19 protein-coding genes are annotated in these 19,139 nt (G+C 70.8%); 13 read left to right on the top strand and 6 right to left on the bottom strand.

Annotated features, from left to right (window positions below; translation table 11 throughout):
- The first annotated feature begins 35 nt into the window (after positions 1-35).
- The 3 genes from AWQ71_RS00850 to AWQ71_RS00840 all read left to right on the top strand — a co-directional run bounded on the left by AWQ71_RS00850 (position 36) and on the right by AWQ71_RS00840 (position 3,296).
- Positions 36-956, top strand: coding sequence for a tetratricopeptide repeat protein (locus tag AWQ71_RS00850; RefSeq protein ID WP_067124946.1), 921 nt, complete (start codon positions 36-38; stop codon positions 954-956).
- Positions 957-1,212: 256 nt separating this feature from the next.
- Positions 1,213-2,622, top strand: a complete 1,410-nt coding sequence (locus tag AWQ71_RS00845) for an NAD-dependent malic enzyme (RefSeq protein ID WP_067124943.1) — start codon at positions 1,213-1,215, stop codon at positions 2,620-2,622.
- Positions 2,623-2,717: 95 nt separating this feature from the next.
- Positions 2,718-3,296, top strand: coding sequence for a YqgE/AlgH family protein (locus tag AWQ71_RS00840; protein WP_067126007.1), 579 nt, complete (start codon positions 2,718-2,720; stop codon positions 3,294-3,296).
- An 84-nt stretch (positions 3,297-3,380) separates the two neighbouring features.
- On the opposite strand, the gene AWQ71_RS00835 is transcribed toward AWQ71_RS00840, so the two are convergent.
- Together AWQ71_RS00835 and AWQ71_RS00830 are read right to left on the bottom strand one after the other, a co-directional pair.
- On the bottom strand, positions 3,381-4,784 hold the full coding sequence (locus tag AWQ71_RS00835) for a cellulase family glycosylhydrolase (RefSeq protein ID WP_067124940.1): 1,404 nt from the start codon (positions 4,782-4,784) through the stop codon (positions 3,381-3,383).
- Positions 4,785-4,982: 198 nt separating this feature from the next.
- Entirely contained in the window at positions 4,983-5,582 is a 600-nt protein-coding gene (locus tag AWQ71_RS00830) for a TetR family transcriptional regulator (protein ID WP_067124937.1), read from the bottom strand.
- Between the two features lie 135 nt (positions 5,583-5,717).
- Here AWQ71_RS00830 and AWQ71_RS00825 point away from each other — a divergent pair, with 135 nt between their 5' ends.
- The 5 genes from AWQ71_RS00825 to AWQ71_RS00805 all read left to right on the top strand — a co-directional run bounded on the left by AWQ71_RS00825 (position 5,718) and on the right by AWQ71_RS00805 (position 11,619).
- Positions 5,718-7,286 carry a DHA2 family efflux MFS transporter permease subunit gene (locus AWQ71_RS00825; RefSeq protein ID WP_067124934.1) on the top strand — a complete coding sequence of 523 codons (1,569 nt, stop codon included), beginning with the start codon at positions 5,718-5,720 and terminating at the stop codon, positions 7,284-7,286.
- Between the two features lie 134 nt (positions 7,287-7,420).
- On the top strand, positions 7,421-7,672 hold the full coding sequence (locus AWQ71_RS00820; RefSeq protein ID WP_067124932.1) for a DUF3039 domain-containing protein: 252 nt from the start codon (positions 7,421-7,423) through the stop codon (positions 7,670-7,672).
- Between the two features lie 252 nt (positions 7,673-7,924).
- Positions 7,925-8,671 carry a zinc metalloprotease gene (locus tag AWQ71_RS00815; protein WP_245658047.1) on the top strand — a complete coding sequence of 249 codons (747 nt, stop codon included), beginning with the start codon at positions 7,925-7,927 and terminating at the stop codon, positions 8,669-8,671.
- Between the two features lie 102 nt (positions 8,672-8,773).
- Complete coding sequence (locus AWQ71_RS00810; protein ID WP_067124929.1) at positions 8,774-9,550, top strand: hypothetical protein; 777 nt, start codon at positions 8,774-8,776, stop codon at positions 9,548-9,550.
- Positions 9,551-9,867: 317 nt separating this feature from the next.
- Positions 9,868-11,619 (top strand): DEAD/DEAH box helicase, encoded by a 1,752-nt coding sequence (locus tag AWQ71_RS00805; RefSeq protein WP_245658046.1) that lies wholly within the window; start codon positions 9,868-9,870, stop codon positions 11,617-11,619.
- 171 nt (positions 11,620-11,790) lie between these two features.
- Here AWQ71_RS00805 and AWQ71_RS00800 read toward each other — a convergent pair whose 3' ends face one another.
- The 3 genes from AWQ71_RS00800 to AWQ71_RS00790 all read right to left on the bottom strand — a co-directional run bounded on the left by AWQ71_RS00800 (position 11,791) and on the right by AWQ71_RS00790 (position 14,507).
- Positions 11,791-12,390: a hypothetical protein gene (locus tag AWQ71_RS00800; RefSeq protein WP_157570120.1), complete on the bottom strand. Its 600-nt coding sequence runs from the start codon at positions 12,388-12,390 to the stop codon at positions 11,791-11,793.
- A gap of 196 nt (positions 12,391-12,586) precedes the next feature.
- Positions 12,587-13,159, bottom strand: coding sequence for a nicotinamidase (locus AWQ71_RS00795; RefSeq protein WP_067124923.1), 573 nt, complete (start codon positions 13,157-13,159; stop codon positions 12,587-12,589).
- A 64-nt stretch (positions 13,160-13,223) separates the two neighbouring features.
- The gene (locus tag AWQ71_RS00790; protein WP_439650344.1) at positions 13,224-14,507 is read right to left on the bottom strand and encodes a nicotinate phosphoribosyltransferase; all 1,284 of its coding nucleotides are present in this window, start codon (positions 14,505-14,507) and stop codon (positions 13,224-13,226) included.
- Between the two features lie 56 nt (positions 14,508-14,563).
- Here AWQ71_RS00790 and clpS point away from each other — a divergent pair, with 56 nt between their 5' ends.
- From clpS to AWQ71_RS00765, 5 genes are all read left to right on the top strand, one after another.
- Positions 14,564-14,833: an ATP-dependent Clp protease adapter ClpS gene (gene clpS, locus AWQ71_RS00785; RefSeq protein ID WP_439650348.1), complete on the top strand. Its 270-nt coding sequence runs from the start codon at positions 14,564-14,566 to the stop codon at positions 14,831-14,833.
- 88 nt (positions 14,834-14,921) lie between these two features.
- On the top strand, positions 14,922-15,446 hold the full coding sequence (locus tag AWQ71_RS00780) for a DUF2017 domain-containing protein (RefSeq protein ID WP_067124914.1): 525 nt from the start codon (positions 14,922-14,924) through the stop codon (positions 15,444-15,446).
- Positions 15,447-15,450: 4 nt separating this feature from the next.
- Positions 15,451-15,867: a M67 family metallopeptidase gene (locus AWQ71_RS00775; protein ID WP_067124911.1), complete on the top strand. Its 417-nt coding sequence runs from the start codon at positions 15,451-15,453 to the stop codon at positions 15,865-15,867.
- A 234-nt stretch (positions 15,868-16,101) separates the two neighbouring features.
- The gene (locus tag AWQ71_RS00770; RefSeq protein WP_067124908.1) at positions 16,102-16,380 is read left to right on the top strand and encodes a MoaD/ThiS family protein; all 279 of its coding nucleotides are present in this window, start codon (positions 16,102-16,104) and stop codon (positions 16,378-16,380) included.
- Between the two features lie 17 nt (positions 16,381-16,397).
- A complete protein-coding gene (locus AWQ71_RS00765; RefSeq protein ID WP_067124906.1) occupies positions 16,398-17,345 on the top strand; it encodes a PLP-dependent cysteine synthase family protein in 948 nt (315 codons plus the stop codon).
- A 141-nt stretch (positions 17,346-17,486) separates the two neighbouring features.
- Here the strand turns inward: AWQ71_RS00765 and AWQ71_RS00760 are convergent, their stop codons facing one another.
- Positions 17,487-19,085 (bottom strand): DUF3352 domain-containing protein, encoded by a 1,599-nt coding sequence (locus AWQ71_RS00760; RefSeq protein WP_067124903.1) that lies wholly within the window; start codon positions 19,083-19,085, stop codon positions 17,487-17,489.
- Positions 19,086-19,139: the final 54 nt, after the last annotated feature.

The following is a 19,139-nucleotide window of genomic DNA, read 5'->3' as shown; positions in this document are numbered from 1 at the left end:
TGGAACAGCCACGCGCGTACGGCAGGATTGGACTTATGGCAGCGGACTTCAACCGACCTGGATCGCTCTACGGCGCCGTGGACCTCGGCGCGCGCAAGCAGGCTCTGGAAGCGCAGGCGCGGCGCGAGGCGGCCGCGCACAACCCGGACGCGGCGGCGGCCACCGTCGTCGAGGTCACCGCGGCGACCTTCACCGCCGACGTCGTCGAACGCTCGATGAGCGTTCCCGTGATCGTCGAGGCCACCGTGCCGCGGGCCGAGCAGGTCCAGCAGTTCAGCCAGACGCTGGAGAAACTGGCGGCGGAGGCGGACGGCGCGTGGATCCTGGCCCGCGCGGACGTCGAGGCCAACCCGGAGCTGGCGCAGGCGCTGCGGATGCGCGCCGTGCCGACCGTCTACCTGGCCGTCCAGGGGCAGCTCATGCCCCTGTTCGAGGGCCCGCTCTCCGAGCCGCAGTTGCGTCAGGCGCTCACGCAGGTGTTCGAGCAGCTCGGCGTCGAGCTGGCCGCCCCGGGCGGGGCGGAGCAGCCGGCGGAGCCGCCGCTCGACCCGGACCTGGCCGCCGCGGACGAGGCCGTGGAGCAGGGCGACCTGGACGCCGCCCAGGCCGCGTTCGAGCGGCTCCTCGCGCGGGAGCCCGGAAACCCGGAGGCGAAGATCGGCCTCGCGGGCGTGGGGCTGGTGCGCCGCACGCAGGGTCTCGATCCGGCGGACGTGCTGGGCCGGGCCGCCGAGCAGTCCGGCGACGTCGGCCTCCAGACCCAGGCGGCCGACCTGGAGATGCTGGCCGGCGACGTGGACGCCGCCTTCGACCGGCTCATCGGTGTCGTACGGCGCAGCGCCGGAGACGACCGGGACCGGGCCAGGGTGCACCTGATCGGCCTGTTCGACACCCTGCCCGGCGACGACCCCGCCGTCTCCAAGGCGCGGCGCAACCTGGCGAGCGCGCTCTTCTGACCATGTCGGCCCGTTCCGGCCCGCGCCGTCTCCGGCGCGGGCCGGTCGGATGTGCCCCGGCCGGGGCGCTCGCCCGCGCGGAAGCCTTCGCCGCGACGTCTCCGTGACGCCGTGTCCTCGAAGGAGCGGATGCATCCCGCCGGGACCTGTAATGTGTGGACACTGGTGCGTCCCCGGCGCCGTCACGGACCGACAACGTCACGGTCTCCGGAGACGCGCATGCGCAGACAGCACATGACAACAGGAGCGTATTCACGTGGCCACCGTGCCGAGCGTCTCGTACTCGATCACCGTTCGTCTTGAGGTGCCGGCAGGCGGCAAGGCCGTCAGTCTCCTCACCCACGCGGTGGAGAGCGCCGGTGGTGTGATCACCGCGCTCGACGTCAGCACGGCCGGTCACGAGAAGCTCCGCATCGACGTGACCTGCGCCGCGAGGGACACCGATCACGCGCAGGCCCTCGTCGACGCCCTCGGCACGGTCGAGGACGTCGCCATTCACAAGGTGTCCGACCGCACCTTCCTCATGCACCTCGGCGGCAAGATCGAGATGCAGTCGAAGGTCCCGCTGCGCAACCGCGACGAGCTCTCCATGGCGTACACGCCGGGTGTGGCGCGGGTCAGCATGGCCATCGCGCGCAACCCCGAGGACGCCCGCCGGCTCACGATCAAGCGCAACTCGGTGGCCGTGGTCACCGACGGCTCGGCCGTCCTCGGCCTCGGCAACATCGGCCCGGCCGCGGCGCTGCCGGTGATGGAGGGCAAGGCGGCGCTGTTCAAGCGGTTCGCGGGCATCGACGCCTGGCCGCTCTGCCTCGACACCCAGGACGTCGACGAGATCGTGCGCACCGTCCAGCTGATCGCCCCCGGCTTCGGCGGCATCAACCTGGAGGACATCTCCGCGCCGCGCTGCTTCGAGGTTGAGCGGCGGCTGCGCGAGCTCCTCGACATCCCGGTCTTCCACGACGACCAGCACGGCACCGCGATCTGCGTGCTCGCCGCGCTGACCAACGCGCTCAAGGTGGTCGGCAAGGAGATCGGCGACGTCCGCGTCACGCTCGCCGGAGCGGGTGCGGCCGGGACCGCGGTCCTGCGCCTGCTGCTCGCCGGCGGCGTGCGCCACGTGGTGGTCTGCGACTACCTCGGCGCCGTCCACGAGGGGCGCGACGACCTCGACGAGTCGCTGCGCTGGATCGCCGAGCACACCAACGCCGAGGGATACAGCGGCGACCTGCGCGGCGCGGTCAAGGGCGCCGACGTCTTCATCGGCGTCTCCGCCCCCGGCATCCTCACCGGTGACGACATCGCGTCCATGGCCGAGGGCTCCGTGGTCTTCGCGCTCGCCAACCCCGAGCCGGAGGTCTCGCCCGACGAGGCCAGGGAGCACGCGGCCGTGGTGGCGACCGGCAGGTCCGACTACCCGAACCAGATCAACAACGTGCTGGCCTTCCCCGGCGTCTTCCGCGGCCTGCTCGACGCCCAGGCCAACGTGGTCACCTCGGAGATGCTGCTCGCCGCCGCGAAGGCGCTGGCCGCCGTCGTGACGGACGAGGAGCTCGGCCCCAACTACATCATCCCGAGCGTCTTCCACCCCGACGTGGCCGGCGCGGTCGCCGCCGCCGTGCGGGAGTCGGCGGGCGGGCGGGCCCGCGGTTTCACGGAGGCCTGACCGGCTCCCGGCGGGCGCCGGATCCGCCGGGAAAGACGAAGTCGATGCCCGGGGCGGCGTGCGTGATTCCCGCCTTCTCCCTCATGATGGAGGGTATGGCGGAAGGGATCTACGTCGGTCGGCTGCTCGTCGCGACGCCACTGCTGGAAGACCCCAACTTCCGGCGCAGCGTCGTCCTCATCCTTGAGCACGACGAGAGCGGCGGCTCGCTCGGCGTCGTGCTCAACCGCCCGAGCGAGATCTCGGTGACGCAGGTGCTTCCGTCGTGGGACGCGCTGGTGACCGGCCCCTCCGTGCTCTTCGAGGGCGGCCCGGTGCAGACCGACAGCGCGCTGGCGCTCGCCGCCGTGCAGAGCGGCGGCGATCCGCTGGGCTGGCGCCGCCTGCAGTCGGGCCGGTCGGCCGCGTACCGGCTGGGCACGGTCGATCTCGACGCGCCGCCCGAGATCCTCGCCGGGGAGATCTCGCAGATGCGCATCTTCGCGGGGTACGCGGGCTGGACGTCGGGCCAGCTGCGCAACGAGGTCGAGGAGGGGGCCTGGTACATCGTCGACTCCGAGCCGGGCGACACCTTCCACGCCGACCCGTCGGAGCTCTGGCGTGCCGTGCTGCGCCGCCAGGAGGGGGAGCTCTCCTTCGTGGCGACCTATCCCGACGACCCCGAACTGAACTGACCGCGGAGCCGTACGGGTGAACGCGCGGGAGGCCGGACGCGCGGGGAGCGCGCCCGGCCGGTGCCCGCTCCGGTCAGCGCCGGGTCAGGCGGCCGTGCAGCTGAGGGACGGCGTGCCGTTCGCGCCGTCCGGGCCGTTCCGTGAGCCGAGGAAGCCGAACGTCGTGCTCGCCCCGGCGCCCAGGTCGCCGTTGTAGCTCACGTTCTTCGCGGTGACGCTCGACCCGCTCGACGTGATCGTCGCGTTCCAGGACTGTGTCACGGTCTGGCCGTCGGCGTAGGTCCACTTCACGGTCCAGCCGCTGATCGGCGCGCCGCCCGCGGTCACCGTGACCTCGCCCTGGAAGCCGTCCTGCCACTGCCCGACCACGGTGTACGTCGCCGAGCACGCCCGCCCGCCGCCGGTCGGAGAGGCCGACGGGCTCGGGGACGGCGAGGGGCTGGCGGACGGCGAGGGGCTGGGGGAGCTCGACGGGCTCGCCGAGGGGGAGGGGCTGGGCGTGACGCCGCTGTAGACCGTGGCCTCCTTCGCCGTCTCCCTGATGCCGTTCGCGCCGTTGAACAGGCGCTGTCCCCAGGAGGTGAGCTGGCTGACGTTGAAGTTCGTCACCTGGTCGAGGTACTCGACGCCGCCGCCGTTGCCGCTCCACGACCAGCCGAGGTAGCCGATGCCGCGCGCCTGCGCCTGCGCCATGATCGTGTCCTCGTCGGGGTCGCCGTCGGAGTGCAGGTTGCCGAACTCGCCGATCACCAGCGGCAGCCCGGCCGTCTGGAACGCCTGCAGGTAGGCGGTGATCTCGGCCGCCGTGTCGAAGACGCCGTACATGTGGATGGAGAAGACGGTGTTCTTCTGCGGGTCGGCGGCGAAGACGGTCGCGGCGGTGTCCCGCATGACGAAGCCCCAGTCCTGGCCCCAGTTCGGCGCGTCGACCATGAGCATGTGCTGGAAGCCCGCCGCGCGCATCCGGCTGATCGCGTTGGACGTCGCGGCGGTCCACGCGGAGGCGTTGTTGTTGCCGTACGGCTCGTTGCCGATGTTGATGACGACGTGGTTCTCCTGGCCGGCCAGGACACTCTTGAGGCCGATCCAGTAGTCGACGGCCTGGTCCAGGGTGTAGGCGCCGCTCTGCTCGCCGTACCCGGTGGTGTCGTGGTTCTCCAGCACGCAGATCAGCCGGTTCTGCGTGCAGAGGGCGATGACGTCGGAGACGTCGCTCGCGCTGTTGGCGGTCCACCGGCCGCCGCTCAGGACCACCCGTACGGTGTTGGCGCCGAGAGACTTGATCCCGGCGAAGGAGCCGGTCTGGCTGGGGAACCACGTGTGGGCGTGGCTGGTGCCGCGCATGATGAACTGGCTGCCGTTGGCCTCGTAGATCTTTCCGCCGCTCACCCGGAGGCCCACCGCGGCCTGCGCGGGCGCGGTGAAGGAGAGCAGCGAGATCAGGAGTGCGGCCAGGGCGGCGGCCGCGGCGGCGAATCGTGTACTCATGACCCACCTTCGATCGTGTCCTAGGGGAGCGCTCCCAGGACGATAGGCGCGGACCCTACGCCCGTACAGGCGACGCGGGGCCGAGATCGAGGGGGCGGAGGCTGACCAGCGGGATCGGGACGGCCGCCGATGAACGGTACATTGATCGAATTTCGGCGGAGAGGCCGAGCCGGGGCCCAGGGCCCCTTGGCCGGCCTCTCAGCGGTCCCAGCCGGGACGCAGGCAGCGCTCGGCGACGGCGAGGATCCGCTCCATGCGTTCGAGCAGAAGCGAGAGGTCGTCCGGGCCGTGTTCCATGAGGACTCGGTTGATCGTGGTGAGGAGCGACACCACGAACTGGGTGTGCAGATCGTCCACGCCGGTGCCGCGGCGGCGCGCCACCTCCTCGGCCAGCCGCCGCTCGCCCTGGGCGATCAGGCACATCTGCGCGGCGATCAGCGACGGGGTCTCCTCCATGAGCCGCCCCACCTTGACGAAGCGGTCGACCGTGGCCGGATCACCGTCCCGCATCGTGGCCAGGGCGGTGCGCATCGCCCCCGTCACCGCCTGGTACGGTGACTCGTCCGCCGGCCGGGCGGCCAGCTCGCTCTCGAAGATCTCCTGGCCGTCGTGGCACGGGGAGAGCACGACCTCCTCCTTGGACGCGAAGTAGCGGAAGAAGGTCCGCGGCGAGACGTCCACGGCGGCCGCGATCTGGTCGACCGTCGTTATGTCGTACCCGTGTGTTAGGAACAGGTCGAGGGCAGCGTCGATCAGCGCGATCCGGGTCTTCTGCTTTTTGCGTTCCCGCAGACCCATGGTTGTCACCTTCACGAAACCCTCGCTTCATAATCTGCCACATGGCACCGTATGCCGGAAAAAAGAGTTTGTCATCTGTCATGAGGTGACATAAGTTACTCCGGTTGTCTTCTCTGGATATGGGGGGTCTCGATCATGGCTCAGGCGTTGGCCGTACAACCAGACGCGTCCGCGGGGAGCGGCAAGAGTCATCCGTGGATGACGCTGCTCGCGGTCTCGCTGGGCGTCATCATGGTGATGCTTGACGGCACCGTGGTCTCGATCGCGAACCCCGTGATCCAGGCGGAACTGAAGGCGTCGCTCTCCGACCTCCAGTGGGTGACCAGCGGCTATCTGCTCGCGCTGGCGGTCTTCCTCATCACCGCCGGCAAGCTGGGCGACCTCTTCGGCCACAAGCGGATCTTCCTGATCGGCGTGGCCGGCTTCGCGTTGACGTCACTGGCGATCGGCCTCAGCGGCTCGGTCGGCGCGCTGATCGCGCTCCGCGTGCTGCAGGGTCTCTTCGGCGCGATGCTGCAGCCCGCCGCGCTCGCGCTGCTGCGCTCCGCCTTCCCGGGTGAGAAGCTCAACATGGCGATGGGCGCGTGGGGAGCGATCATCGGCCTGTCCAGCGCCGGCGGTCCGATCATCGGCGGCCTGCTCGTGGAGAACGTGAGCTGGCAGTCGGTCTTCTTCATCAACGTGCCCGTCGGCGTCATCGCGCTCGCCGTCGGTCTGTGGGTGCTTCAGGAGAGCAGGGCGCAGACGCTGTCGCGGGTCGACTGGCTGGGCGTCGTGCTGTTGTCCGGCACGATGTTCTCGCTGGTGTGGGCGATCATCAAGGCCCCCGAGTGGGGCTGGGGCGACCCGTGGACCATCGGGTTCATCGCCGCGACCGTGGTGATCGGCGCGATCTTCCTGTTCTGGCAGTCCCGCGCGCGGGAGCCCCTGCTGCCGCTCAGCCTGTTCCGGAACGTCTCGGTCTCCATCGGCACCGGTCTGATGATCATGGTCGCGTTCTCGATGTTCGGCGCCATGTTCTTCCTCACGTTCTTCTTCCAGGGCGTGCACGGGCTGTCCCCGATGGAGTCCGGTCTGCGGATGCTGCCGATGAGCGCCGGCATGATCGTCGCGTCGCCGCTCGCGGGCGTCCTCATCGGGAAGCTCGGCCCGAAGATCACCATCGCGGGCGGCATGCTGGTCACCGCGGTCGCGATGTTCCTGATGTCCCGGCTGGGCATGGACGCCGCGTTCATCGACACGGCGATCCCGTTCGTCCTGCTCGCGTTCGGCCTCTCGCCGGTCTTCGTCGGCGCGACCGAGATCATCGTGGGCAACGCGCCGGAGGACCTCAGCGGCGTCGCCGGCGGCGTGCAGCAGTCGGCCATGCAGGTCGGCGGCGCGCTCGGCACCGCCATCCTGGGCGCCGTCGTGTCGTCGAAGGTGGCGGAAATGTTCGTCGGCAACCTCGGTTCGGCCGCGTCGGCGATCCCGCCGAAGGATCTCGCCCTCTTGGAGAAGGCCGCCACCGTGGGCGGTGGCGGCCTTCAGGGGCTTCCCGAGCCGATGGGCAGCCTCATCACCAAGGCGGCGCACCTGTCCTTCATGGAGGGCCTGCACCTCGGCTTCACCGTGAGCACGGGCGTCGCCATCCTGGCCGCGCTCCTCGCCCTCTTCGTGAAGGCGGGCCGCAAGACGGAGGGCGCGCCCGTCCACGTGGGCTGACCCCGTCCCGCACCGTGCCGGCCACCCCGTGTGTGGCGTTCCTCCCAGGTGTGGCGCCTATCCGCCCCGCCGGTCCTCCCTCTCCCGGGCGGACCGGGCGGGGCGGTTTCCTTTCCCGCGTAAAATCGGTACTCGTGAGCGGTACGAAGATTCTTCCCGAGAGCGATGTCACTCCGAGGCTCTCGCACGGGGACGGCGACCACGAGCGGTTCTCGCACTACGCCGACAAGAACAAGATCACCGAGAGCATGGTGACCGGCACGCCGATCCGCGCCCTCTGCGGCAAGATCTGGGTGCCCAGCCGGGATCCGAAGAAGTACCCCGTCTGCCCGGAATGCAAGGAGATCTACGAGGGGCTGCCCAAGGGAGAGCCCTCCGACGAGTGAGTGTCGATCCGGGATGACCGCTCCCGGTGCGGCTAGCGTCAGCTGTCTGTCTGACCAGTCGTATCGGGGGAGCGAATGGCCCGGCGCGTGCTCGCCGTCTCTTTGGCATGTCTCTTAACGGTGTGCGGGTTTCCCGCCGAGAGCCGAGCCGGGTCCATCGGAGCCAGAGATGCGTGCCGGGCCCGGGCGCACCATGACGCCCCCGCCAGACTGGCGGAGCCGCGCGCTCCGGACACCCGGCAGGTCCGCCGGATGTCCGCCGACCTGCACCGCCGCCTGGCACAGGTGAAGGTCACGAGCCGGAGCGGGCGGGTCCGGAAGGCCGTCGAGGTCATCACCGTGCCGCTGTGGGTGCACGTCATCAAGGACGGCGCGTTCGGCGCGCCGGACTCCGCGGTCCGCCGGCAGGTGGACGCGCTCAACTCCGCCTACGGCGGCAAGGTGGGCGGCGCCGACACCGGCTTCCGCTTCGAGCTCAAAGGCATCACCCACACCGCCAACGCCCAGTGGTTCCGCGATCCCGTCGCGAACGAGGATCCGATGAAGCGCAAGCTCCGGACCGGCGGGCCGGAGACGTTGAACCTCTATGTCGGCCAGCTCAGCCAGCTCGTTCTCGGATACGCCACGTACCCGTACTGGTACAAGGACGAGCCGAAGCTCGACGGCGTGGTGATCGACTGGCGCAGCATGCCCGGAGGGCCGCTGGTCAACTTCGACCGTGGCTACACCGCCGTACACGAGATCGGCCATTGGTTCGGCCTGCTGCACACCTTCGAGAACGGCTGCAAGCCTCCAGGTGACTCCGTGGACGACACGCCTCCGGAGGCGTCACCCAGCCCCGGTTGCCCCGGGCGCAGAGACTCCTGCCCCTCCCCAGGTGACGACCCGGTCCACAACTTCATGGACTACGGGTACGACCGGTGCATGTACGAGTTCACCGCGGGACAGGCGGCCCGGATGCACGAGATGTGGGACACCTACCGCCGGTCGCGGGCCTGAGCCCGCCGGTGGCGAATGCCGGGATCCCCGTTGACGGGCGGCCGCGGGCATGACTAACTCCTGAGCAGCGCTCGTGCCGCCGGGCGCGGTTCAGGAGGCGCCGTGGACGAGGAATGGGCGCGCCGGGTGTGGCCGCCCTCCGACCAGGACGACACCGCCCGGCCCGACCCTTCGCGCGGCGGTGCCGTCCCGCCCGGCGCCGGTCCGGATGCCGCCGAAGGCGGTGGGACCGGGGGAGCTGGGCAGGGCGCCTTCTTCGACGACGACCTCGGCGAGAGCCTGCCGCCGTCGGCCAGCCGGTACGGCACGCCGATCCCGCCGCCGCGCCGCATGCCCCGCCGGCTCGTCCGCCTCATCGTCGGCACCCTCGCCTCGGCGGCGGCCGGCCTGGTGATCGGCGTGCTGGTCGTCACCGTCATGGGCGGCGCCCCCGCCGGTACGGTCGACGACCCGCTGGCCCGGGTCGCGTACGACCTGCCTCCCGGCTGGCGGGAGGGCGTCGTCGCTCCGGTCACCGGGTTCACGTCGGTGGCCGTCCACGAGGGGCAGGCCACAGTGATGGTCCGGCGTGGCGAGCGGGCGGACCCGGCCGACCCCCGCCCGGCGGTGGTCTCCCTGACCGATATGTACGGTCGGCTCCTGCTCCGCGGCGACAAGATCGACGTCGTGGACGACCGGGCGGTGACCGCGGGCTCCCGCCGGGGCTACACGCGTGCCCTGCGCGCGGACTACCGGGACGCCGTGAACCAGCCCGCCTTCCTCCGCGTGACATTGCTCGTGGACGCCGAAGGCACCAGCACCGTCCTCCTGGGGCTCGCTCACCCCGACGAACCGGCCGCCCGCGCGGAGATCGACGCCGTCATGGCCGCCGTACGGTGACGGAATTCCCCTCGTCCGGCATTCGGGCGGACGCGAGCCGCGGCCACACAGCCGGCGTCCATCGTGATCATCGCCCCCAGCGCCGCCCATGAGGGGTGGCGGCCCCGTATTCGGCGTCGCCGGGCAGGTGGGGCGGTTGGCGCGGACGACTGTGAGGCATTTCTCAGCGTCGCGGGCGCCGTAGCACAGCGGGACAATCGCCGCCAGGATCTCGACAGGTCGGCACGTCTTGTCGGTCGGGCGGGCTACTCTGAGGTCACTGTGAGGGAGCGAACCGATAGATACAGCATTGTTCCAACGGGATGGGGGAGGCGTCGTTGAGCGTATCCGCCGCATCGCATCTCTCGCCCTCCTATCCCGACCGCGCCGCCTGGGGCACCGCGACCAAGCTGCGTGCCTGGCAGCAGGAGGCGTTCGACCTCTACTTCCGGCGTGAGCCGAGGGATTTCCTCACTGTCGCGACGCCGGGCGCGGGAAAGACCACGTACGCCCTGCGGATCGCCAGCGAACTGCTCTCGCGCGGCATCATCAAGGCCGTGACCGTCGTCACCCCCACCGAGCACCTCAAGCGGCAGTGGGCCGACGCCGCCAGCCGGGTCGGCATCGCCATCGACCCCGAGTTCAAGAACAGCCAGGGCGCCACCTCGCGTGACTTCACCGGCGTCGCCATCACGTACGCCCAGGTCGCGATGCACCCGGCGTTGCACCGGGCGCGCACTGAGGCGCGCAAGACGCTGGTCATCTTCGACGAGATCCACCACGCGGGCGACGCGAAGTCGTGGGGTGACGGTGTCCGAGAGGCGTTCGAGCCGGCCACCAGGCGGCTGTCGCTGACCGGCACGCCGTTCCGTTCCGACGACAGCCCGATCCCCTTCGTCACGTACGTCGAAGACGGCGACGGCACGATGCGCAGCGCCTCCGACTACTCCTACGGGTACGGTCCGGCGCTGCGCGACGGGGTCGTGCGCCCGGTCATCTTCCTCGCCTATTCCGGTGAGATGAAGTGGCGGACGCGGGCGGGCGACGAGATCGCCGCCACGCTCGGCACCCCGCTGACCAAGGACCAGCTCTCCCAGGCGTGGCGGGCCGCGCTCGACCCGAAGGGCGACTGGATCCGCCAGGTCATCCACGCGGCCGACCGGCGGCTGACCGAGGTGCGCCGAGGCGTCCCCGACGCCGGAGGGCTCATCATCGCCTCCGATCACGAGTCGGCCCGCGCGTACGCCCGGCACATCAGGACGGTGGCCGGCGAGGGGGCCACAATCGTGCTCTCCGACGACCCGGACGCCTCCAAGAAGATCAAGGAGTTCACCGCCTCCCAGGCGCGCTGGCTGGTCGCGGTCCGCATGGTGTCGGAGGGGGTGGACATCCCCCGGCTCTCCGTCGGGGTCTACGCCACCAGCACCTCCACGCCGCTGTTCTTCGCGCAGGCGGTCGGACGTTTCGTCCGGGCCCGCAAGCGGGGCGAGATGGCGTCCGTCTTCGTGCCCAGCGTTCCGGTCCTGATGGGCCTGGCCGCCGAGATGGAGGAGGAGCGCGACCACGTCCTGGGCCGTGCGCAGGCCGAGGACGGGCTGGACGACTCCCTGCTCGAACGCGCCCAGCAGGAGCGCAACCAGCCGGACGCGCTCGGGGACGAGCTGCCGTTCCAGACGCTGGAGGCGTCCGCGACGTTCGACCGGGTGCTGTTCGACGGCGGCGAGTTCGGCACCGCGGCCGCGCCCGGCTCTCCCGAGGAGGAGGACTTCATCGGCCTTCCCGGGCTGCTTGAGCCCGACCAGGTGGCGTCCCTGCTGCGCAGGCGGCAGGCCGACCAGCAGGCCGCCAAGCGGCGGAAGGGCGCCCCGGAGCCCGCGCCCGCCCTCGCCCCGCACGAGCAAATGCAGGAGCTGCGCAAGGAGCTCAACGGCCTGGTCGGCGCGTGGAACCACCGCACCGGCCAGCCGCACGGCGTCATCCACGCGGAGCTGCGCCGCTCCTGCGGCGGGCCGGCGATCGCGCAGGCCTCGGCGGAGCAGATCAAGGAACGCATCGCCATGATCAGAAAGTGGGCCACCCAGCGGAGGTGAGCCCCCGCTCCTGATCGCGGCAAACGGTGTCCGTGGGGCCGGGGTCCGTACGACCCGCCCCACAGCCTCGTGACGGCGGCTGCGGCGTCACCACGGCTCGCATCCGGTGGGGCGGCACGGCGCGGCCTCACCGGCATCCATGCCGCCGTCCATGGCGGGCGGCAGGCGACGTCAGCCGTTCGACGGGCGTTTCTCCGGGATGCGGTGGCCGGTGCGGCCGTCGACGGCCAGCAGCCGGACGCCGGGGCGCAGCGGCGGCATGAGCGTCAGGTCGAGCGCCGCCCGTCCTTCGGCGACGTGTACGGGCAGCGTCCGGGCCTGTCGCCCCTGGATGTCGTCGCCGCGCGCGGGCCCCTCCTCCAGCCAGACCCGCACCTGGCGGCCGGCGCGCCGGAAGGTCACCGTCGCCGTCCCGCACTGCTGGGGCGCCGCCGTCCAGTAGATCGTCATGCTCCGCACGCCTTCGTGTCCGCGCTGCTCCGGCCGTACGAACTCGGGGGCGGGAGCGCGGGTCGCGCAGGCGGGAGAGGCGGACGCGGACGGCGTGGGGGTGTGCGCCACGACGTCCCCGGACTCTCCGGCCATGCCGTGCCTGGCCATCTCGTGCGACGGCTGGTCCGTCCAGGCGACGGCCAGTGTGGCCGCCTCCAACGTCGCCAGCGTCAGCACTCCGGTCAGGCGGGCGAGCCTGGTCTGGTCGCGACCGAAGAGCCGCCAGATGCAGATGGGAGTGAGGACGAGCCAGGACAGGCCGAGCAGGAACGCGAACATCGACGCCGCCAATCGCGAGGAGTTGTCACTCTACGTAACACATCTCTCGCGCTTCGTGCGGGCCAAATTGAACATTCGCTCGCCATCCCCGCCTGAACGCTCCGCGGAAAGCCGGGGGAGCCGAGCGCCTCGACGCGCCCCGCTTTCAGGGGCCTCCGGCTGCGGGTCCAGGGCCTCCGGCCGCGGGCCGGGGAGGTCAGCGGCGCACGATCGGGGTTCCGGTGAGCCGCACGCCGGCCTCGGCCATCTCGGCCAGCCCGGCCTCGGTCGTCTCCGGCGCCACACCCGCGGTGAGGTCGAGCAGCACCTGTACGGCGAAGCCCTCGCGGGTGCCGTCCACGGCGGTGGCCCGTACGCAGTGATCGGTGGCGATGCCGACGATGTCCAGCGTGTCCACGCCGTGCCGGCGGAGCCAGCCGGCCAGGGTGGTGCCGTCGTCGGCGACGCCCTCGAAGCCGCTGTAGGCGGCCGCGTGGGCGCCCTTGCTGAACACTTCCTCGATCGGGGCGATGTCGAGTGACGGGTGGAATCCCGCGCCCTCCGTGCCCGCGACGCAGTGCGCCGGCCAGGTGTCCACGTAGTCGGGCCGCTCGGCGAAGTGGTGCCCGGGGTCGACGTGGTAGTCGCGGGTCGCCACCACATGGTCGTAGCCATGCCGCCGCGCGTACCGGCTGATCGCGGCGGCCACCTCGGCGCCGCCTCCCACCGCGAGGCTGCCGCCCTCGCAGAAGTCGTTCTGCACGTCCACGATGATGAGCGCGGATTTCATGCAAAACAGAGTAAAGCGACCGCGAGGGGACCGGCGTCGTCCTCATCCGCCGGTCCCCCCGGGATCAAGTGAAGATAGTAGGGATCGCGGGGTCTCCGGGGGAGAGGCTGTGCGCCATCGTCGGCAGCTCCGCCACTGTCGCGCGATGCCGCGCCCGCGCGTCCTCCAGTGGCTCGCGGCCCACGACCTCGCCGTCCCGGACGAGCTCCGCGAGCAGCGGCCGATGCCTGCCCTCCACCGGCTCGCCCGTGACGATCTCGGCCACGGCCGTGCCGTCCTCGACCGCGCGGTAGGCCCACTTGCGGCCGCCCCTGCTGGGCTTGCCGACCGACTGCTTGGCCACCGGACGCAGCACTCCGCCGGCGTCCTCGCGGGCGACCAGCTTGTAGACGAAGTTCGCCGTCGGGTGGCCGGAGCCGGTCACCACGGAGGTGCCCACGCCGTACCCGTCGACGGGGGCGGCGGCGAGCGCCGCGATGGCGAACTCGTCGAGGTCGCCGGTCACGACGATCCTGGTCCGGTTCGCGCCGAACGCGTCGAGGATCCGCCGCACGTCCAGGGCGACCTCGGCCAGGTCGCCGGAGTCGATCCGCACCGCGCCGAGGTCGGGTCCGGCCAGCTCGACCGCCGTACGCACCGCCTTGGCCACGTCGTACGTGTCGACGAGGAGGGTCGTGCCGACGCCGAGCGAGTCGAGCTGGGCGCGGAAGGCGTCCTCCTCGGAGTCGTGCAGCAGCGTGAACGCGTGCGCGGCGGTGCCCGCGGTCGGCACGCCGTACAGGTGCCCGGCCATCAGGTTCGAGGTGGAGCCGAAGCCGCACAGGTACGCGGCGCGGGCGGCGGCGACGGCGGCGAGCTCCTGCGTGCGGCGGGAGCCCATCTCGATGATCGGCCGCCGGCCGGCCGCCTGGACCATGCGGGAGGCGGCCGAGGCGACCGCGCAGTCATGGTTGAGGATCGACAGGATCACGGTCTCCAGCAGGACCGCCTCGGCGAACGTGCCCTCGACGACCAGGACGGGTGACCCGGGGAAGTAGGACTCGCCCTCGCGGTAGCCGTACACCTGGCCGGTGAAGCGGTATCCGGCGAGGAACTCCAGCGTGCGCTCGTCGACGACACGGCCGGCGCGGAGGAACTCCAGCTCCTCGTCGCCGAACCGGAAGTTCTCCAGCGCGTCGAGCACGCGGGCCGTCCCCGCGACCACTCCGTATCGCCGGCCTCCGGGCAGGCGACGGGCGAACACCTCGAAGACCGACCGGCGGTGCGCGGCTCCCCCGGCGAGGGCGGCCTGCAGCATGGTCAGTTCGTAGTGGTCTGTGAGCAAGGCGCTGCTCATGGTCATCTGCACGTGTCGAGACTACGGCGGGTGTGGTGCAGGATGGTTACGTGGGTGCTACCGCTCCGATGGAGGTCGAACGTCCGTCGACGGACGTACGGCCGGATCTGCCGTGGCTGACGATTGTCTGGAATGATCCGGTCAATCTCATGTCGTACGTCACATACGTCTTCCAGACGGTTTTCGGCTACCCACGCCAGAAGGCGGAGAAGCTGATGATGGACGTGCATCACAAGGGCAAGGCGGTGGTCGCCAGCGGCAGCCGCGAGGAGATGGAGCGCGACGCCCAGACCCTGCACTCGTACGGCCTGTGGGCCACGGTCCAGCGGGACAGCTGATGGGTGTGGCGCGTGCGGGGCGGCCCCGAAGGTATCGGATCGGTGGCGGGCGAGGAGTTCGTCCGCCGTACGGTGAACGGAGTGACGGGTGAGCACCGGCTTCACGCCCGCGGGCGAGGGTGTGTCGATCGTCCTCGACTCCGGAGAGGTGGCGGTTCTCGCGTCGCTCGTCTCCCAGATCCTCACCCTGGTCGAGCCTGGAGTGACGGGTGAGGACCCGCTGGAGCGGGCGCTCGGCATCGGCTCGGGCGAGGTCCCCTCCGATCCCGTGCTCGCCCGGCTGTTCCCGTCGGCGTACGCCGAGGACGACAAGGCGTCGGAGGAGTTCCGGCGCTACACCGAGGCGACGCTGCGCGACGGCAAGCGGGCCGACGCGCAGACGCTGCTGGACACGGCCGAGCCCGGCGTGGTGAAACTCACCGCGGAGCAGGCGGGGGCGTGGCTGCGCGCGCTCAACGACGTGCGGCTCGCGCTCGGCATCCGGCTGGAGGTCACCGAGCAGATCCACGAGGAGATGGCGGAGATGTCGGAGGAGGATCCGCGCTACCCCGCTCTCGCGATCTACGAGTGGCTGACCTACCTCCAGGACACGCTCGTCCGTGCCCTATGGTGAGGCCATGCTGACCATCGCGCGCGAACTGGTGGACAAGATCGTGGCCCACGGACGGGCGGATCACCCGGACGAGGCGTGCGGCGTCATCGCCGGCCCGGTGGGCTCCGACCGGCCGGAACGGTTCATCCCGATGGAGAACGCCGAGCGCTCCCCGACGTTCTACCGCTTCGACTCCATGGAGCAGTTCCGGGTGTGGCGGGAGATGGACGACAGGGACGAGGAGCCGGTCGTCATCTACCACTCCCACACCGCGACGGAGGCGTACCCCTCGCGCACCGACGTGTCGTACGCGTCCGAGCCGAACGCGCACTACGTGCTCGTCTCGACGGCCTCGGAGGACGATGTGGAGTTCCGCTCCTACCGGATCGTGGAGGGCGTCATAACGGAGGAGCCAGTCAAGATCGTGGAGGCGTACGGCTAGACTGGCGTCATGCCTTTTGATGACGTCCGCCCCGGGCTGTCGTCGGCTGTCCTCCCGGGCCTAGTGTGTCCCGGATCTCCCGTGCAGAAGTTCCTCTTCGCGCACACCCCTTCTGTCGTCGTCTACGACTGTCGCTGAGTTCCGTTCCGCAGCGGAATCGCCGCCTGCCCGCCTCCGTTCCAATGAGGTGGGCTGTTCACCATGACGACCACTGATCAAGGAGACTGACCCGCGATGGCCATCGAGATCCGCATTCCGACCATCCTCCGCACCTACACCGGCGGCGCCAAGGCCGTGGACGGCACGGGCGCCACCCTGGAAGAGCTGATCGGCGACCTTGAGTCGCGTCACCCGGGCCTGCGGGACCGCTTGGTGGACGACTCGGGGCTGCGCCGATTCGTCAACGTGTACCTCAACGACGAGGACGTCCGGTTCCTCGGCGGACTGAGCACGCCGGTCGCCGACGGCGACACGGTGACGGTGCTGCCCGCCGTCGCCGGCGGCGCCCGCTAGGCGAGAGCCGTACCAGCATGCGTTTCGACTCGCTGATCGACTCGGTCGGCCGCACGCCTCTGGTCGGCCTGCCGCGCCTGTCCCCCTCGGACGACGTGCGGATCTGGGCCAAGCTGGAGGACCGCAACCCGACCGGGTCGATCAAGGACCGCCCCGCGCTGTGGATGGTCGAGCAGGCGGAGAAGGACGGCCTGCTCACCCCCGGCTGCACCATCCTGGAGCCGACCTCCGGCAACACCGGCATCTCGCTGGCCATGTCCGCCCGGCTCAAGGGATACAAGCTGATCTGCGTCATGCCGGAGAACACCTCCGAGGAGCGCCGCCAGCTCCTGCGCATGTGGGGCGCCGAGATCATCTCCTCGCCGGCGGCGGGCGGCTCCAACGAGGCGGTCCGGGTCGCCAAGGGGCTCGCCGCCGAACATCCCGACTGGGTGATGCTCTACCAGTACGGAAACCCCGCCAACTGGCGCTCCCACTACGAATCGACCGGGCCGGAGATCTTCGCGGATCTGCCGACGGTCACCCACTTCGTGGCGGGTCTGGGCACCACGGGCACGCTCATGGGCGTCGGGCGCTACCTGCGGGAGAAGGTGCCCGACATCAAGATCGTCGCGGCCGAGCCCCGGTACGGCGAGCTGGTCTACGGCCTGCGCAATGTGGACGAGGGGTTCGTCCCCGAGCTCTACGACGCCTCGGTGCTGACCACACGGTTCTCGGTGACCTCGGCCGACGCGCTGCGCCGGACCCGGGAGCTGCTCGCGACCGAGGGGATCTTCGCCGGCATCTCCACCGGATGCGCCCTGCACGCCGCCCTCGGCATGGCGCGCAAGGCCGTACAGGAGGGGGAGCGGGCCGACATCGTGTTCATCGTGGCGGATGGCGGCTGGAAATACCTGTCCACCGGCGCCTACGAGGGCACCCTCGACGAGGCGGAGGATCGGCTCGAAGGCCAGCTCTGGGCCTGAACCCCCGAACGGCGTTTCGCTGATCTTCACGCCGGCGGGGATCCGCGAGACCCCGCCGACACGTGACCGAGGGCCGGTTCCGATCTGATCGGAACCGGCCCTCGACGTTTTCCCAGGCCCGAACCAGGGTTCCAGGTCGGGTCAGTTGAACAGGACGCGGAGCGTGAAGCCGGCGTTCTCGCCGGAGATCCGGCCGCTGAGGCCCACCGCCCGCAGCACCTGGAGATTGGCCCGCTCCTCGGCCTGCAGGTCGCCGAGGTAGAACTCCTCGAACCGGTCGAGGTCGGCGTACAGGCCGAAGGTGGCGTTGTCGGCGCCGGGCACCGCCAGCCGGAACGCCTCTTCGTCGCCGAGGGCGCCATCGGTGGCGAGCGTCTTCGCGTAATCCTGCGAGGTCGCCACGACCAGCTTGCCGTCCCCCTCGGCCTTGACGAGCTCGGGCGCGACCCCGCCCTCGGCCGCGGACGACTCAAGCTTGGTCAGGACCTCGCGTGCCTTGGCCGGGTCGGTCCGCAGCACCACGCCGGCGTTCGGCTGGTCGCCGGTCAGGCCCTCACGGTCCACGGCCACGGTGGCGCTCTCGCCGAGCAGCGTGACCAGGTCGTCCGGCAGCTTGATGCCGTACTTCTCGGTGGACTGGGTGAGGGAGCGACCGTCGGCGGTCTCCTCCACCGCCGTCCGCAGCTTCTCCCACTGCTCGCGCACCATGTCGCCCAGGCCGGAGACGCCGAACGCGGCGGCGGTGGTGGCGGGCAGCTCGCCCAGCTTGACGGGCTTGACGTCGGTCTCGGCCGGCTTGAGGCCGGTGCCGCTGACGAACCCCGTCAGCTCGGCGTAGTCGTCCCCGAACCTGAGGGCTCCGGTGAACCGGCTGTTCCGGACCAGTTCGGCCGCGGCTCCGTTCTGCGCCTCGCTCTTGGCGATCGCGCCCAGGTCGGCCCAGAAGGACAGCACGCCGGGCTCGCCGAGCGCGTCCGTGTCGCCGGCGAACCGCTCGTTCTCCGACAGCGGCGCCGCCTTCGCGTACTGGTCGGCTTCCGCCTGGCTGCGCGCGAGGATCGCGTATCCGTCGCGGAAGGCGATGCCCGACCCGCTCTCCTTCGTGCCGGCGCCCAGCTTGTTCAGGCCCGCGCGCGCCGCGGCCTCGTCCTTCACCTGTACGGCGAGCGCGACGTTCTCGCCCGCCCGGTCCCCGGAGGTCTGGGGCAGCACGGCGAAGCCCACGCGGTCGCCCAGCCAGGGCTCGACGTCCTTGGCGTAATCGACTCCGTCGAGCTCGCCGCCTGCCTCGCGGAGCACCTTGAACAGGGACTCGCGGGGATCGTCTCCGGAGAAGACGTCCTTGGTAACGGAGAACTTGCGCGCGATGCCGAACAGCGCGACCTTCTGGTTGGCCGCCGGGTCGAGGTCGAGCCGCAGGTAGCCGATGGCGTTGCCGGGAAGCACGTCGTGGGGCTGGGTTCCGCCGCCGCTGAGCACGCCGGCGGCCCACACGCCGCCTCCGCCGACGACGCACACGAGCACCGCCGCGACGAGCGCGATGATCCAGCCGCGGCCGCGCTTGGCGGCGATCGGCGGGCCGGGCGGCGTGGTCGGCGGGCCGAGCTCCTCCGGGTGCGGCCACTGCTGGGTGTGCCCGTCGCCGAAAGGCTGCTGCTGCGGGTACGGCTGCGGCCTCTGATTGGGGGTTGTCCGATCGGGATCCTGGCCGTGAGGGAACGGCGGGATATCGGCAGGCATCTCTCTCTCACATGTCCGGTGACAGTGGGCAACTCTCAACGTAAGCGGCAACGG

This window comes from Microtetraspora malaysiensis, assembly GCF_001528665.1.
In the GTDB taxonomy this organism is placed as follows: domain Bacteria; phylum Actinomycetota; class Actinomycetes; order Streptosporangiales; family Streptosporangiaceae; genus Microtetraspora_A; species Microtetraspora_A malaysiensis.
This window is presented reverse-complemented; position numbering and strand designations above follow the sequence as displayed.

What these genes read in the sequence shown, in the direction of transcription:
- AWQ71_RS00850 (WP_067124946.1), top strand. Translation starts at nt 36, where the DNA reads ATGGCAGCGGACTTCAACCGACCTGGATCGCTCTACGGCGCCGTGGAC.
- AWQ71_RS00840 (WP_067126007.1), top strand. Translation starts at nt 2,718, where the DNA reads ATGGCGGAAGGGATCTACGTCGGTCGGCTGCTCGTCGCGACGCCACTG.
- AWQ71_RS00835 (WP_067124940.1), bottom strand. Translation starts at nt 4,784, where the DNA reads ATGAGTACACGATTCGCCGCCGCGGCCGCCGCCCTGGCCGCACTCCTG.
- AWQ71_RS00830 (WP_067124937.1), bottom strand. Translation starts at nt 5,582, where the DNA reads ATGGGTCTGCGGGAACGCAAAAAGCAGAAGACCCGGATCGCGCTGATC.
- AWQ71_RS00825 (WP_067124934.1), top strand. Translation starts at nt 5,718, where the DNA reads ATGGCTCAGGCGTTGGCCGTACAACCAGACGCGTCCGCGGGGAGCGGC.
- AWQ71_RS00815 (WP_245658047.1), top strand. Translation starts at nt 7,925, where the DNA reads ATGTCCGCCGACCTGCACCGCCGCCTGGCACAGGTGAAGGTCACGAGC.
- AWQ71_RS00800 (WP_157570120.1), bottom strand. Translation starts at nt 12,390, where the DNA reads ATGTTCGCGTTCCTGCTCGGCCTGTCCTGGCTCGTCCTCACTCCCATC.
- AWQ71_RS00795 (WP_067124923.1), bottom strand. Translation starts at nt 13,159, where the DNA reads ATGAAATCCGCGCTCATCATCGTGGACGTGCAGAACGACTTCTGCGAG.
- clpS (WP_439650348.1), top strand. Translation starts at nt 14,564, where the DNA reads ATGGAGGTCGAACGTCCGTCGACGGACGTACGGCCGGATCTGCCGTGG.
- AWQ71_RS00775 (WP_067124911.1), top strand. Translation starts at nt 15,451, where the DNA reads ATGCTGACCATCGCGCGCGAACTGGTGGACAAGATCGTGGCCCACGGA.
- AWQ71_RS00770 (WP_067124908.1), top strand. Translation starts at nt 16,102, where the DNA reads ATGGCCATCGAGATCCGCATTCCGACCATCCTCCGCACCTACACCGGC.
- AWQ71_RS00765 (WP_067124906.1), top strand. Translation starts at nt 16,398, where the DNA reads ATGCGTTTCGACTCGCTGATCGACTCGGTCGGCCGCACGCCTCTGGTC.
- AWQ71_RS00760 (WP_067124903.1), bottom strand. Translation starts at nt 19,085, where the DNA reads ATGCCTGCCGATATCCCGCCGTTCCCTCACGGCCAGGATCCCGATCGG.